This is a genomic window from Caulobacter sp. DWR1-3-2b1 (assembly GCF_049895765.1).
Classification (GTDB): domain Bacteria; phylum Pseudomonadota; class Alphaproteobacteria; order Caulobacterales; family Caulobacteraceae; genus Caulobacter.
In genome coordinates, this window is record NZ_JAFCSZ010000003.1 from 258,779 (window position 1) to 271,930 (window position 13,152).

General features: G+C 64.9%; 16 protein-coding genes, 1 tRNA gene and 1 pseudogene. 11 read left to right on the forward strand and 7 right to left on the reverse strand.

Translation table 11 applies throughout. The features are described from left to right. Window positions 1–2: 2 nt before the first annotated feature. Window positions 3–1,451: an NAD(P)-dependent oxidoreductase gene (locus tag ACP69S_RS05060; protein WP_425995470.1), complete on the reverse strand. Its 1,449-nt coding sequence runs from the start codon at window positions 1,449–1,451 to the stop codon at window positions 3–5. A gap of 247 nt (window positions 1,452–1,698) precedes the next feature. On the opposite strand from ACP69S_RS05060, the gene ACP69S_RS05065 reads away from it, so the two are divergent. Continuing rightward, window positions 1,699–2,499: an undecaprenyl-diphosphate phosphatase gene (locus ACP69S_RS05065; RefSeq protein ID WP_425995471.1), complete on the forward strand. Its 801-nt coding sequence runs from the start codon at window positions 1,699–1,701 to the stop codon at window positions 2,497–2,499. Window positions 2,500–2,575: 76 nt separating this feature from the next. On the opposite strand, the gene ACP69S_RS05070 is transcribed toward ACP69S_RS05065, so the two are convergent. Beyond that, the gene (locus tag ACP69S_RS05070) at window positions 2,576–3,541 is read right to left on the reverse strand and encodes a complex I NDUFA9 subunit family protein (protein WP_425995472.1); all 966 of its coding nucleotides are present in this window, start codon (window positions 3,539–3,541) and stop codon (window positions 2,576–2,578) included. A gap of 144 nt (window positions 3,542–3,685) precedes the next feature. Here ACP69S_RS05070 and ACP69S_RS05075 point away from each other — a divergent pair. The 9 genes from ACP69S_RS05075 (at window position 3,686) to ptsN (ending at window position 10,146) form a co-directional block, all read left to right on the forward strand. Further along, window positions 3,686–3,772 (forward strand) — tRNA-Leu (locus ACP69S_RS05075). Between the two features lie 158 nt (window positions 3,773–3,930). Then, window positions 3,931–4,548, forward strand: a complete 618-nt coding sequence (locus tag ACP69S_RS05080) for a ribonuclease D (RefSeq protein ID WP_425995473.1) — start codon at window positions 3,931–3,933, stop codon at window positions 4,546–4,548. A gap of 20 nt (window positions 4,549–4,568) precedes the next feature. Next, window positions 4,569–5,171: an LPS export ABC transporter periplasmic protein LptC gene (gene lptC, locus ACP69S_RS05085; protein ID WP_425995474.1), complete on the forward strand. Its 603-nt coding sequence runs from the start codon at window positions 4,569–4,571 to the stop codon at window positions 5,169–5,171. A gap of 49 nt (window positions 5,172–5,220) precedes the next feature. Continuing rightward, complete coding sequence (locus ACP69S_RS05090; RefSeq protein WP_425995475.1) at window positions 5,221–5,769, forward strand: LptA/OstA family protein; 549 nt, start codon at window positions 5,221–5,223, stop codon at window positions 5,767–5,769. Window positions 5,770–5,785: 16 nt separating this feature from the next. Next, a complete protein-coding gene (lptB, locus tag ACP69S_RS05095) occupies window positions 5,786–6,547 on the forward strand; it encodes an LPS export ABC transporter ATP-binding protein (protein ID WP_425995499.1) in 762 nt (253 codons plus the stop codon). 180 nt (window positions 6,548–6,727) lie between these two features. After that, window positions 6,728–8,227, forward strand: coding sequence for an RNA polymerase factor sigma-54 (gene rpoN / locus ACP69S_RS05100; RefSeq protein WP_425995476.1), 1,500 nt, complete (start codon window positions 6,728–6,730; stop codon window positions 8,225–8,227). Window positions 8,228–8,303: 76 nt separating this feature from the next. Then, complete coding sequence (locus ACP69S_RS05105; RefSeq protein WP_425995477.1) at window positions 8,304–8,915, forward strand: exopolysaccharide biosynthesis protein; 612 nt, start codon at window positions 8,304–8,306, stop codon at window positions 8,913–8,915. A gap of 50 nt (window positions 8,916–8,965) precedes the next feature. Further along, window positions 8,966–9,598, forward strand: a complete 633-nt coding sequence (gene hpf / locus ACP69S_RS05110; protein WP_425995478.1) for a ribosome hibernation-promoting factor, HPF/YfiA family — start codon at window positions 8,966–8,968, stop codon at window positions 9,596–9,598. Window positions 9,599–9,681: 83 nt separating this feature from the next. Next, window positions 9,682–10,146, forward strand: coding sequence for a PTS IIA-like nitrogen regulatory protein PtsN (gene ptsN, locus ACP69S_RS05115; RefSeq protein ID WP_425995479.1), 465 nt, complete (start codon window positions 9,682–9,684; stop codon window positions 10,144–10,146). A gap of 49 nt (window positions 10,147–10,195) precedes the next feature. On the opposite strand, the gene ACP69S_RS05120 is transcribed toward ptsN, so the two are convergent. From ACP69S_RS05120 to ACP69S_RS05140, 5 genes are all read right to left on the reverse strand, one after another. Continuing rightward, a complete protein-coding gene (locus tag ACP69S_RS05120; RefSeq protein WP_425995480.1) occupies window positions 10,196–10,465 on the reverse strand; it encodes a DUF1150 family protein in 270 nt (89 codons plus the stop codon). A 97-nt stretch (window positions 10,466–10,562) separates the two neighbouring features. After that, on the reverse strand, window positions 10,563–10,988 hold the full coding sequence (locus ACP69S_RS05125) for an Hsp20 family protein (protein ID WP_425995481.1): 426 nt from the start codon (window positions 10,986–10,988) through the stop codon (window positions 10,563–10,565). Between the two features lie 78 nt (window positions 10,989–11,066). Continuing rightward, window positions 11,067–11,294, reverse strand: a complete 228-nt coding sequence (locus ACP69S_RS05130) for a hypothetical protein (protein ID WP_425995482.1) — start codon at window positions 11,292–11,294, stop codon at window positions 11,067–11,069. A gap of 417 nt (window positions 11,295–11,711) precedes the next feature. Further along, the gene (locus ACP69S_RS05135; protein ID WP_425995483.1) at window positions 11,712–12,077 is read right to left on the reverse strand and encodes a transposase; all 366 of its coding nucleotides are present in this window, start codon (window positions 12,075–12,077) and stop codon (window positions 11,712–11,714) included. Between the two features lie 53 nt (window positions 12,078–12,130). Beyond that, window positions 12,131–12,517 (reverse strand): IS630 transposase-related protein, encoded by a 387-nt coding sequence (locus tag ACP69S_RS05140; protein WP_425995484.1) that lies wholly within the window; start codon window positions 12,515–12,517, stop codon window positions 12,131–12,133. A gap of 219 nt (window positions 12,518–12,736) precedes the next feature. On the opposite strand from ACP69S_RS05140, the pseudogene ACP69S_RS05145 reads away from it, so the two are divergent. Further along, window positions 12,737–13,152 (forward strand): annotated as a pseudogene (locus ACP69S_RS05145) (IS481 family transposase); the annotation flags it as partial.

A 13,152-nucleotide genomic window follows, 5' to 3' on the forward strand; every position in this document is an offset into this window, starting at 1 on the left:
CTTCACTCCGCCGCGATCAGCGCCGGGGCGCCGACCTTGGACTTCAGATAGCGGTGCATGGCGTCAGCGGCGTCGCGGCCGTCCTTGATCGCCCAGACCACGAGGGAGGCGCCGCGGACGATGTCGCCGGCGGCAAACACGCCGTCCAGATTGGTCATCTGGTTGCGCACATCGGCCTTCACCGTGCCCCAGCGCGTCGTCTTCAGGTCGGGGGCCGACCAGGCTTCCTGCAAGTTCTCGGGCTCGAAGCCCAGCGCCTTGACGACCAGTTGAGCGGGACGGTCGAAGTCGCCGCCGTCGATCTCTTCCGGCGACTGACGACCCGAAGCGTCGGGCGCGCCCAGGCGCATGCGGATGGCGCGCACGCCGGTTACCGCGTCGGCATCGCCGCTAAGCGCGCGGGGCGCGGCCAGCCATTCGAAGGTCACGCCCTCTTCCTCGGCATTGGCCACTTCGCGCAGGGAGCCCGGCATGTTGGCCTTGTCGCGGCGATAGAGGCAGGTGACCGAGGTCGCGCCCTGGCGGATGGCGGTGCGAACGCAGTCCATGGCGGTGTCGCCGCCGCCGACCACGACCACGTCCTTGCCTGACGCATTCAGTGTGCCGTTCTCGTATTCGGGAACGACGTCGCCCAGACCCGTGCGGTTCGAGGCGGTCAGATAGTCGAGGGCCGGAACCACGCCTTGGCTGCCGGCGCCCGGCGCGATCAGGTCGCGCGCGGCATAGACGCCGACGGCGATCAGCACGGCGTTGTGCTTGCCGCGCAGGTCTTCCAGCGTCGCGTCGCGGCCAACCTCGAAATTCATCCGGAACTCGACGCCGCCATCGGCCAGGCGCGAGGTGCGGCGCTCCACGACGTCCTTTTCCAACTTGAAGCCGGGAATGCCGTAGATCAGCAGGCCGCCGGCGCGGTCGTGGCGGTCATAGACCACGACCTCGTGGCCGCGCTCGCGCAGAAGCTCAGCGGCCGAGAGGCCGGCGGGACCCGCGCCTATGATGCCGACCGACTGGCCGGTGGCGGGCCCGGCGACCAGCGGCTTCACCCAGCCCATCTCCCAGGCCTTGTCGGACAGGTAGCGCTCGACCGAACCGATCGTCACCGTGCCGTGACCCGATTTCTCTATGACGCAGTTGCCTTCGCAGAGACGATCCTGAGGGCAGATTCTACCGCAGACCTCGGGCATCGAGTTGGTGGCCTGCGACAGCTCATAGGCTTCCTGGATCCGGCCTTCGGCGGTCATCCGCAGCCAGTCGGGGATGTTGTTTTGCAGCGGGCAGTGGGTCTGGCAGAACGGCACGCCGCATTGCGAGCAACGCGAGGACTGCTCAGTCGCTTTCGCATCGATGAAGTCGGCATAGATCTCGTGGAAGTCACCGTTGCGGGCTTCCGCCGCACGCTTTTCGGGCGTCTTGCGGGCCACCGTGGTGAATTTCAGCATGCGCTCGGCCATGCGACTTCCCCAGTCTTCAGTTTTGGCCCCCCGTGTTTGGGAGAAAAATTGCGTATGGCGGCCTCATACGGACTCTTTGGGGCAAGAAGAATGCGGTGGTCAAAATAATTGACAGTTATATCCCGATCCGCCGCGGGGTTATTGCGAAGCTCTCGCAATGCAGCCTCATATTAGTCCACTTTGTGGATGAACGCCTTGTTTACCGTGTCGGGCGCACGCCGAGGGCCTGTGTCTTGGGGGAGTGCCGATGCCGGATTGGCTGATCGCGATCGTGTTGGGCCTGATCGAGGGGTTGACCGAATTCATTCCCGTCTCCTCGACCGGACACCTCCTGCTAGTCGGGCATTTTCTGGGCTTCCACAGTCCGGGCAACACCTTTCAGGTCCTGATCCAGCTGGGTGCGATCCTGGCCATTACCGGCGTCTATTTCGGCCGCCTGTGGGGACTGCTGACCACGGCGCCGACCGATCCTGGCTCGCGCCGTTTCATCCTCGGCGTCCTTCTGGCCTTCCTGCCGGCGGTTTTCGTCGGGGTGCTGGCGCACGACTACATCAAGACGGTGCTCTACGAGTCGCCGACCCTTGTCTGCATTACCCTGATCGTGGGCGGCTTCGCCCTGCTGGCCCTCGACCGGATGAAGATCGAGCCGCAGCACACCGATGTGGCCGATTATCCGCTGAAGACCGCCTTCATCATCGGCCTGTTCCAGTGCCTGGCCCTGGTGCCGGGGGTCTCGCGCTCTGGCGCAACCATCGCCGGGGCCCTGCTGCTGAAGTGCGACAAGCGCTCGGCGGCTGAGTTCAGCTTCTTCCTGGCCATGCCGACGATGGCCGGCGCGTTTGCCTATGACCTCTACAAGAACATCGACAAGCTGAGCACCAACGACCTTGGCCTGATCGGCCTGGGCTTTCTGGCGGCGCTGGTCTCCGGCGTCTTCGTGGTCAGAACGGTGCTGGACTTCATCACCCGGCACGGCTTCGCGCCGTTCGCCTGGTGGCGGATCGCCGTGGGCGTGGTGGGACTGGGACTGCTTTACGTTCCGCGCTGACCTTTCGGCGTGCGGTCAAAAGAAAAGGGGCGGACGCCACGGTGTCCGCCCCTTTTTTCATTCGCGCTCTGCGAGCCTAGTACGCCCCCGTCGGGGTTGGCGCGTACTGGCCGCCCTTGCGATAGCGATAGAGGTAGGACGGCACGATAGCCTCGATGCTGGTCGGAACGACGCCGGCTTCCGCCAGGCCCGGGAGACCCTTGTCGGCGACGTTGTCGGACTTCAGCATCTCGACCTGATCGCTGGTGATCGGCGGCGCGATAGGGAGAAGGCCGGCCATCACGTCGCCGACCTGGCCCAGAAGCGACGCGGCGAACCACGGCAGGGGGAGCAGGACGCGGTCGCGACCGGTCTCGGTCAGGATCAGCTGCAGGATCTCGCGCATCGTATAGACGCCGGGGCCGCCCAGTTCGTAGGTCACGCCCTCGGCGGCCGGATTGCTGGCGGCCTTGGCGATCACGGCGGCCACGTCGCCGACGAATACTGGCTGGAAGCGCGTGTCGCCGCCCACCAGCGGCAGGGCAGGGCTCATCGCGGCCATCTGGCCAAACTTGTTGAAGAAGCTGTCGTCGGGACCAAACACCACCGACGGGCGGACGATCACGGCGCCCGGAAACACGGTGCGGACGGCGGCTTCGCCCTCGGCCTTGGTGCGGGCGTACTTGGCTTCGGAGCTGACGTCGGCGCCGATGGCGCTGATCTGCACGAAGCGGGTGACGCCAGCGACCTTGGCGCGCTCGGCAATGGTCTTGGCGCCCATGACATGGACGGCCTGGAATTTCTGGCGGCCGTTCTCCCACAGGAGCCCGACCAGATTCACGCAGGCCTCGGCGCCTTCCAGCGCTCGCGTCACCGAGGCGACGTTGCGGACATTGGCCTGGACGACCTCGATCTGCCCGACATCGCCGAGCATGCGCATCTTGTAGGCGAGGTTGGGCTGGCGCACCGCCACCCGAACGCGGTGACCCGCCTTGGCGAGCTGCCGCACGACCTGGCTGCCGACGAAGCCGGAGCCGCCGAACACCGTGACCAGACCTTGCATTCTCAATCCTCGACGCTTGCGTTGACGCCGGGGATAGACGACCGCGCGAGCGTTCGCAACGAAATGCGCGATTTGCCGATTGACGGGGCCGGAACCTTTGCATAAACGTCCCCGCCTCGCGGCGATCCACGGATTGCTCTGCGGGCCCAGGTGGCGGAATTGGTAGACGCGCTGGCTTCAGGTGCCAGTGACTGTAAGGTCGTGGAGGTTCGAGTCCTCTCCTGGGCACCACCCCCTACCAACCTTCGAAAGAAGGTCGGGGTGGCGCCGATAGATCCTTCCGAATAGATATCTCGTTCATCGTGATTATAGTGTCGCGCGCACCTGTTTGGGCGCGCGAGCCTCGGCGACGACTGTCGTCAGGCGTGTCGCCGGAGAGCTCTGAAACCTTGGCCAATTTTGTTCATGTGGGCGACCTGCCCGACGGCGCCTTCGCCGGCGCGACCGCGATCGCCATCGATTCGGAAACCATGGGCCTGCGCCTGGGCCGTGATCCGCTGTGCGTCGTGCAACTGTCGAGCGGCGACGGCGACGCGCATCTCGTTCAGCTGGACCGCGAGGCCTATGACGCCCCGAACCTGAAGCGCCTGTTGACCGACCCGCAGATCCTGAAGCTTTTTCACTTCGGCCGCTTCGATATCGCCATGTTCCTGCTGCATCTGGGCGTGATGACCACGCCCGTCTACTGCACCAAGATCGCCTCCAAGCTGGCCCGCACCTATACGGATCGCCACGGCCTCAAGGACGTGACGCGCGAACTGATGGGCGTGGAGCTTTCCAAGGCCCAGCAGAGCTCGGACTGGGGCGCGGCGACGCTCAGCCCCGACCAGATCGCCTATGCGGCCTCGGACGTGCTGCACCTGCACGGCCTGCACGACAAGTTGAACGCCATGCTGGTTCGCGAGGGCCGCATGGCGCTGGCCCAGGCCTCCTTCGATTTCCTGCCCCATCGCGCCGCGCTTGACCTGGCCGGTTGGGAAGACGTCGACATCTTCGCGCACACCTAGGGATGACCGCGGCCGCGACCATGGCTGGACGATCTATCGCTCAGGATCTGGGGCGGTGGCGCCGGCGCTCGCGCCGGGTTCGGTTGATGCGCGTGGTGCTGCCGGCGGCGATCGCCGTGATCCTGATCGGCGTAGGCGGCCAGGTCGGCTGGCGCTCGATGCGCGCCGCTGCCCGGCCGCCGGCTGAGGCCAAGACCCACATCCGCATGATCGCGCCGCGCTTTTACGGCCAGTCCGGCGATGGTCGCAGTTTCATGATCACCGCACGTTCAGCTTTGAGGGACGACAACGACCTCATGAACGTTCGTCTCGACTCTCCAACCTTGACCTTGGGTTTCGACGAACCCCAGCCCAGTCGGGTGACGGCCAAGTCGGGAATCTATCGCGAGGACACCATGAAACTGTCCCTCAGCGGCGATGTTCGCATCGACGACGGCAGCGGTTATCGCTTCGCGTCGGAAGAGGCGGTGGTCGACACCAAGACCGGAAATATCAGCGGTGAGACGGCAATGTTGGGCGAAGGTCCGACGGGGCAGGTGAAATCCAACGCCTACACCGTATATGACAAGGGTGATCGCATCGTGTTCAGGGGTGGGGTTCGCACCCGGCTCGAACGGAAGTAAGTAGAGGCGCGCGGCATGGCCGCGCTTCGCAGATAAGGACTCTGACTTGATGCAGCGTTGGATTGCAGCGGCGGCGACGACCGCACTGATCCTGGCGAGCGGCGGAGCGGCCTTCGCTCAGGTCGCCAGCGACTCCAGCGCGCCCGTGGATATTTCCGCGGACGAGCAGGAGAACATCAACAGCCAGTGCCGGACCATCTTCCGCGGCAATGTCGAGATGTTGCAGGACAAGAGCCGGCTGCGGGCCAGCGTGGTCAACGCCTACTCGACCCGCAAGCCCGGCGCCCAGGCCGGCGCCAACGCCTGCGGCGATGTCGATCACGTGGAAGCCGAAGGCGACGTCTATTTCGTCAACCAGGCCCAGACGGTCCGGGGCGACCGCGCCGTCTTCACCTATGCCAACGACACCATCGTCATCACCGGCAATGTCATTGTCGTGCGCGGCCAGGACGTGGCGCGCGGCGACCGCATGACGGTCAACACCAAGACCAATGACGTGAAGCTGGAATCCAACGCCAAGGGACGGGGCAAGGCCGGGCGCGTGCGCTCGGTGATCTACCCCGAAAAGTCCCCGACCCCGGCTCCGGCCAACCGCTAGGCTCGTTCGAATGAAGATGACGCCCCTTGGCGGTTCCGATCGCCCTGAAGCCGACGGCCTGTTCGTAGACGCCGTCGGCAAGTCGTTCGGCGACCGCCCGGTGGTCAAGAGCGTCTCCTTGCGCCTGAAGCGCGGCGAAGTCGCGGGCCTGCTGGGCCCCAACGGGGCCGGCAAGACCACCTGCTTCTACATGATCACCGGCCTGATCGCCGTCGACTATGGCTCGATCTATCTGGACGGCGAAGACATCACCGCCCAGCCCATGTTCCAGCGCGCCCGCCTCGGCGTCGGCTATCTGCCGCAGGAAGCCTCGATCTTCCGCGGCATGACCGTCGAGCAGAACGTCATGGCCGTGGTCGAGATGCGCGAGAAGAACCAGCGGGCCGCCGCCGAGACGGTGACCAACATCCTTGAGGAACTGCGGATCAGCCATATCCGCAAGTCGCCGGCCGTGGCCCTGTCGGGCGGCGAGCGCCGCCGGGTGGAAATCGCCCGGGCTCTCGCCAGCGAGCCGTCCTTCATGCTGCTGGACGAGCCCTTCGCCGGCATCGACCCCTTGGCCATCGCCGATATCCGCGAGGTCATCGGCTATCTGAAGAAGCGTGGAATCGGCATTCTGATCACCGACCACAATGTCCGCGAGACGCTGGATATCATCGATCGCGCGTCAATCATTCACGCGGGCGAAGTGCTGTTCGAGGGCTCCCCGAAGGAAATCATCGAGGATCCGGAAGTGCGCCGAGTTTATTTGGGCGATCATTTCGCCGAGCGCGTCTAAAGAAAATCTCTTTTGAACGAACGACTTATCCCGCGCGGCCCTCCGGCTTCGCGGGGTTTTCGTTGTCAGGCGACAGGACTGAAAGTCGCACCGGCCCGGATATTGCACGCGTTGGCGAGCCGTTAACCTAGTTGGCCTTCAATGGGGACCGAACATTTCGATTTTGCCCAGGAGGGCGGTTTGGCTCTCGGCCACAGATTGGAACTTCGGCAAGGCCAGGGCCTCGTCATCACGCCGCAGCTGCAGCAGGCGATCAAGCTGCTGCAATTGTCCAACATCGAGCTCGACGCCTTCGTCGAGGCCGAGCTGGAACGCAATCCGCTCCTGCAGCGCGATGAGGGCGAGGGCGAGAGCGAAGCGCCAGCCGAGATCGAGCGTGAGCCGGTCGCCAGCGACCTGGGCGTCGATGTGGTGGCCGACGGCTCGGCCAATTCCGAGATGGACGCTACGCCAGACGATGTCTCGCCAGGCGAGCGCGCCTCGGGCGACGGCGAGCAGGCCCAGGAAGCCGGCGGTCAGATCGACTGGTCCCGCGCGGGCGGCGGCGGCTCTTTCGAACACGACGGCGACTATGAAGGCGCCCTGACGGCGATCCCGACCCTGTCGGAACATCTGCAAAGCCAGCTGGCTCAGTCGGGCCTGTCGGCGACCGAGCAGCTGGTGGCCAATGTCCTGATCGACGGCGTCGACGAGGGCGGTTATCTGCGCCTGGATCTGGCCGAGACCGCTGAGCGACTGGGTTGCGCCGAGACGATGGTCGAGCGCGTCCTGACCGTGCTTCAGGGCTTCGAGCCGACCGGGGTTTGCGCCCGCGACGTTCGCGAATGCCTGGCCCTGCAGTTGAAGGACCAGAACCGCTACGACCCGGCCATGGCCGCTCTGCTCGACAATCTCGACATGCTGGCCCGCCGCGACATGAACGGCCTGCGCAAGGTCTGCGGTGTCGATGAGGAGGATCTGCGCGAGATGATCGCCGAGATCCGCTCCCTGACCCCGCGCCCCGGCGCGGCCTATGCCAGCGAGACCGCCGAGACCCTGGTGCCCGACGTTCATGTCCGCGAGGGCCTGGGCGGCATGTGGCATGTGGAACTCAACACCGACACCCTGCCCCGGGTTCTGGTCGATCAGCGCTATCACGCCCGGGTTTCCAAGGGGGCGCGCACCGACCAGGAAAAGACCTTCGTCTCCGACTGCATGGCAACCGCCAACTGGCTGGTCAAAAGCCTCGATCAGCGCGCCAAGACCATCCTCAAGGTGTCCAGCGAGATCGTGCGTCAGCAGGATGGCTTCCTGGCCTTCGGCGTCGAGCACCTGCGGCCCCTGAACCTGAAGACCGTCGCAGACGCCATCGGCATGCACGAAAGCACGGTCAGCCGGGTGACCTCCAACAAGTACATCGCAACCCCGCGCGGCGTGTTCGAGCTGAAGTTCTTCTTCACCTCGGCCATCCAGTCGTCGGAAGGCGGCGAGGCCCACTCGGCCGCCAGTGTGCGCCACAAGATCAAGGGTCTGGTCGAGGCCGAGCGCCGCGAAGCCGATGTTCATTCCGACGACGCGATCGTCGAGATCCTCAAGACGGCCGGCGTCGACATTGCTCGCCGCACCGTGGCCAAATATCGCGAAGCCATGCGTATCCCCTCATCGGTGGAACGCCGGCGTTTGATGAAAGAAGCGTGCTGAAAGGCTCCCGTTCATCGCGGATAGGCCACACTTTCCTCACGGTACGGCGTTATAGTCGGACCGACGAGGAGCACGCATGGCGGTTGTCAGTCTGTCCAATGTAATCGAGGGCTTTGGCGAGGACGCGCGTCCTTCCCTGACCGTCGGTGAAATGCTGGACGCCTTCGACAGCCGCGCTTTCGGAGCGATGCTGTTCGTGTTCGGCGCGCTAAACACCCTGCCGCTGCCGCCGGGGTCATCGACGATTCTGAGCCTGCCGATCCTGCTGCTGGCCCCTCAGGTGGCTTTGGGCGCCGATGCCCCGTGGTTGCCGCGCAAGATGGTCGAGCGGCCCCTGAAACGCGACGACCTGCGCGGCCTGTTTCGCAAGCTGACTCCGATCGTCAAATACATGGAACTCGTCACGCGGCCGCGCCTGACCTGGATCTTCACGCCGCTGGGCGAGCGGATGATCGGCGTGGTCTGCACCCTGCTGGCCCTGGTGCTGATCCTGCCCATTCCCCTGGGCAACCTGGCCCCCGGGGCGACGGTGGCGGTGCTGTCTTTGGCCCTGCTGCAAAGAGACGGTTTGCTCGCCCTGCTAGGCTATCTGATGGCTCTGATCAGCCTGGGTCTGCTGTTCGTCAGCGCGGGTGTCGTGACCGCCGCCGTTCACAAGTTGATCGGTCTTTTTTCAGGCTTTTTCTGAACCCACTAGCGCCGCTTGACACCGACCCGGGACAGGCGCGTTGTTACGGCATGCAAGTCCAAATCTCCGGCAAGCATGTCGACGTTGGCGAGGCTCTGCGAGCGCGAGTCTCCGACGAAATCACCCTGAGCATCGGCAAGTATTTTGACCGCGGCGGTAACGCCGACGTGGTCATCAGCAAGGAGGGCCACGCCTTCCGGGCCGACTGTTCCGTAAAGCTGGCTTCGGGCCAGCAGCTTCTTAGCCATGGAGCGGGCGGCGACGCCCATGCGGCGTTCGACGCCGCCTTGGCCAAGATCGAGACGCGCATACGTCGCTACAAGCGACGATTAAAAAGCCACTCCATCGCGGCCACGGCCAAGCAGGCCGAGAACGCCTCGATGTATGTTCTGCGGGCGCCGGACGTCGATGATCACGAGGACGACGACTGGGGCGGCGACGACGCTCACCCCGCCGGCGCACCCTCGGCCATGATCATCGCCGAAACGCAGTCGTCGCTGAAGGTAATGACTGTTTCCATGGCTGTCATGGAACTGGACTTGACCGAGTCCCAGGCAATCGTGTTTAGGAACGCCGCCCATGACGGATTGTCCGTGGTGTACCGGCGGCCAGACGGAAATATCGGCTGGATCGATCCCGAACGCACCAAGTCGCTTAACGGGAACGGGTCAACCGCGAGCTAAGGGATCCTGTCAGGATCCTGGACGTTCTGGACGGCTCCCAGCGAGGGCGTTGCGGTGGCCACAGCGAGCGAGCGGTTAAGTCCATGACTATAGGCGATCTTTTGGATCCTGGAGCGGTGGCGCTGCGCGTCAGCGCTCCAGGCAAGCGGCAGGTTCTCGGCGTGATCGCCGACGTCGCCGCGCGGGTGCTCGGCGTTGACGCCACCGCCGTCCTCGACGGCCTGCTCGAGCGCGAGGCCGCCGGCTCCACCGGCGTTGGTCAGGGTGTGGCTATTCCCCACGCCAGGATCGACGGCCTGGATCGTATCCGCGCGGTTTTCGTACGCCTGGAGACGCCGGTGGCGTTCGATGCGGTAGACGACAAGCCCGTCGATCTTCTGGTCGCCCTGTTCGCGCCGCGCGACGCTAACGCCCAGCACTTGCGAGCCCTGGCTCGCGTATCGCGGATGATGCGTCGACCCGAGCTGCGCGAGCATCTGCGCCAGGCTCGCTCGGCCGACGCCGTACACGTGCTGCTGGCGCAAGAAGCGACCAGCACGGCAGCCTGATTTTCGGAAGGGTCGGATGCGACGGCCGTTCAGGCCGCCGCTCCGTCGATCAGTGCACCGAGACCGGCGCCAGCTCATGGGCGAGGGCGGCGGCGATCGCTGTGTCGCGATCGACCATTACCGCCAGGCGCGCGCCGTCGGCGCGGCACACGGCGTAGAGTGTTTGATCGGGCAGCAGGTCGAAGTCGTCAGCCGCGCCCACGGGCGCATCGGCCAGAATCTCGGCCGCCTTTATCGGGCGGACATAGACCAGATCGGGCGCGCCGAGCGCCGCGAAGGCTTCCGCCGTAAAGACTGAGTTAGGGATACCAGGTGTCATGTTGACCACCTCCTTGGATAGGGAACGCGCCGGGTCCGGCCCGGTTCAGCGAGCATTTGACGACGCAACGGGATGGGGCGTGAAAAGGCCGACCGTGTCAGGCGATCGAGCGGATAGGAATGCGCTTGACCAGTCGCTCTGGACGCGGACGGGCCAGGTCGATGTGGAGCAGTCCGTGCTCCAGAGTCGCCGCCGTCACCTCGATGCCCTCGGCCAGCACGAAGGTGCGGACAAAGCCTCGGGCAGCGATACCGCGATGCAGGAAAGCGCGGTCGGTTTCGGGCTTGGCCTCAGCCTCGCGCTTGCCAGCGACGATCAGCTGACCGCCCTCGACCGTGACGTGAAGCTGCTCGGGCGAGAAGCCGGCGACGGCTAAGGTGATGCGCACCCCACCTTCGTCGTCCTGTTCGACATTATAGGGCGGATAGCTTTCCGACGCCGCCTTGGCGGCGCGCTCGATCAGGTCTCGGGTGTGCTCGAAGCCCAGCAGAAAGGGGCTGTCGAACAGGATGGTCCGGGTCATCGCGAAGTCCTTCGCTTAAGCGACTTCGTCCGCGCAGCTTCAGCCCCTGATGGGCGCTCAAGCTGCGCGACGCCAGACTTAGGTGGCGTTTTGAGCGGCGCCGTTCAAGGCGGTGGAATGCCGATCTGACAATCTCTGCGGAGAGGTGCGAGCGCAGCCGAAGCCCGACATGGAAACGGCCGCTCCCTTTAGGGAAGCGGCCGTCTTGGTGGAGCTTAGCGGATGGCCAGCATGGTCGCCCAACGGTGCAGCCTGACCGTCCTGAACCGTGCCTGCGGTAGCGTTGATGATGGCGTCGTCGGCCATGTTTGGACCTCTTAGACTCAGGTTCTGGATTGGCCGTCAGGCTGCCGATCTGTCTGGGTCGAGGTCAATGATGTTGGGGTCGGCGTCATAGCGACCGGGCCGATTTAACGGCCGTTAAATCTGGATCACGCTGTCGCGCCGGTCTCGTCACGGTCACCCTGGACCGTTTGCATGGACCGTTTCACCTTCATCACAGTGGCCGTGGACACGCCGGTCGCTTTTGTTACCACCCGGATAGACCCTCCAGCCTGAAGGCCCTGTTCGACCTTTTAGATGCGGATCGGTGGAATGGTTGGCCGACCGAGCCGGACGCCTTTGGATCGTGCTCGTTCGAGGTCGGAGCTGTGCAGCGGCGTGGAAGAAGGACCCCCTTAGCGGGGTGATAGGCGCCTAAAAGGGACCCCTCATTCCGATGGTTTAGGCACGGCGGCTTGGTTCAACCGGGCGGTCGAGGAGCGGCAGGAAGAGGAGGCTGGCGCCGGCCGCCTCGATGGCGCGGCGGGCGGCGGCGCTCTTGTGGGCGCCCAGATTGTCGAGGATGACGATGTCTCCGGGCCGCAGGGTCGGGACCAGGATCTGCTCGACATAGGCCAGGAACCAGGCGCTGGTCATCGGGCCGTCCAAGACCATCGGCGCGGTCATGCCCGATAGGCGCAAGCCGCCGATGAAGGTGGTGGTCTTCCAGTGCCCGTGCGGCACGCTGCAGCGTAGGCGCTCACCGCGCGGGGCGCGGCCATGGCGGCGAGCCATCTTGGTAGTGGCCCCTGTCCCGTCGAGGAACACCAGCTTGGCCGGGTCCAGATCCAGCTGCCCGTCGAACCAGGCCTGCCGGCGCTTCAGGATGTCGGGCCGGTTCTGCTCGTCCGCGTGCGCCGACTTTTTTTGAGCGTGATCCGCCGACGGTCGAAGAACCGCCAGAGCGAGGCGCCGCTGACACCCACGCCGCGCTCGGCCAGGGCCGCCTGGAGTTCGGCCAGGGTGATGTCCGACTTGGCGTCCATCAGCGTCAGGATGAGATCGGCGTGCTTCTCGATGTAGCCGGAGCGACGATCGCCGCCCAACGGACCGGGCCGCGCGTCTCCCTGCTTGACGATGAGCTGCCGCCATCGGATCGCGCTGGCCGCGCTAACCCCAAACCGCGCCGCCGCCGCGCGGCACGACAGCCCACCGTCGATCGCGGCGATCACCCGCTTGCGAAGATCCAGAGAAAGCGCCTTGCTCATCCATGCTGGCCTCCTATCCAGCACAGAGCTTGAATCAGAAAGCCAGCTCCTTGGGAATCCCCGGCGATCCAATCAGCTCGGGGAATGCTCTAGATAATCCCGGCCCGAAGCAGGTCGTGGACATGCAGCACGCCGACCGGGCGGTTGTCTTCTGCTCTAGAGATGTTTGGTCCCGGACTTTGATGGTGCACTGTTTTCCGATGGTTGGAAGGATGCGCTATGGGGCAGGTACACCACGGGAGCGCCACAACGACAGCGGCGGTCCGTCGAGCGATACAGCATAGTCAAGAGAGCCTGAGGGGCCTGGCGAAGCGTCATGGGATCAACCCCAAGACCGTCGCCAAGTGGAAGGGACGGGCCTCGGTTGAAGATCTGCGAACCGGACCGAAGGATCCCAGGTCGACGGTCCTGACGGTCGAAGAGGAGGCGATCATCGTCGCCTTCCGGCGGCACACGCTGCTGCCGCTGGACGACTGCTTGTATGCCCTGCAGCCGACCATCCCGCATCTGACGCGCTCGTCGCTGCATCGCTGCCTGCAGCGTCACGACATCTCCCGTCTGCCGCAGGTCGAGGGTGACAAGCCCAACTGGCGCAAGTTCAAGACCTATCCGATCGGCTACTTTCACATCGACAT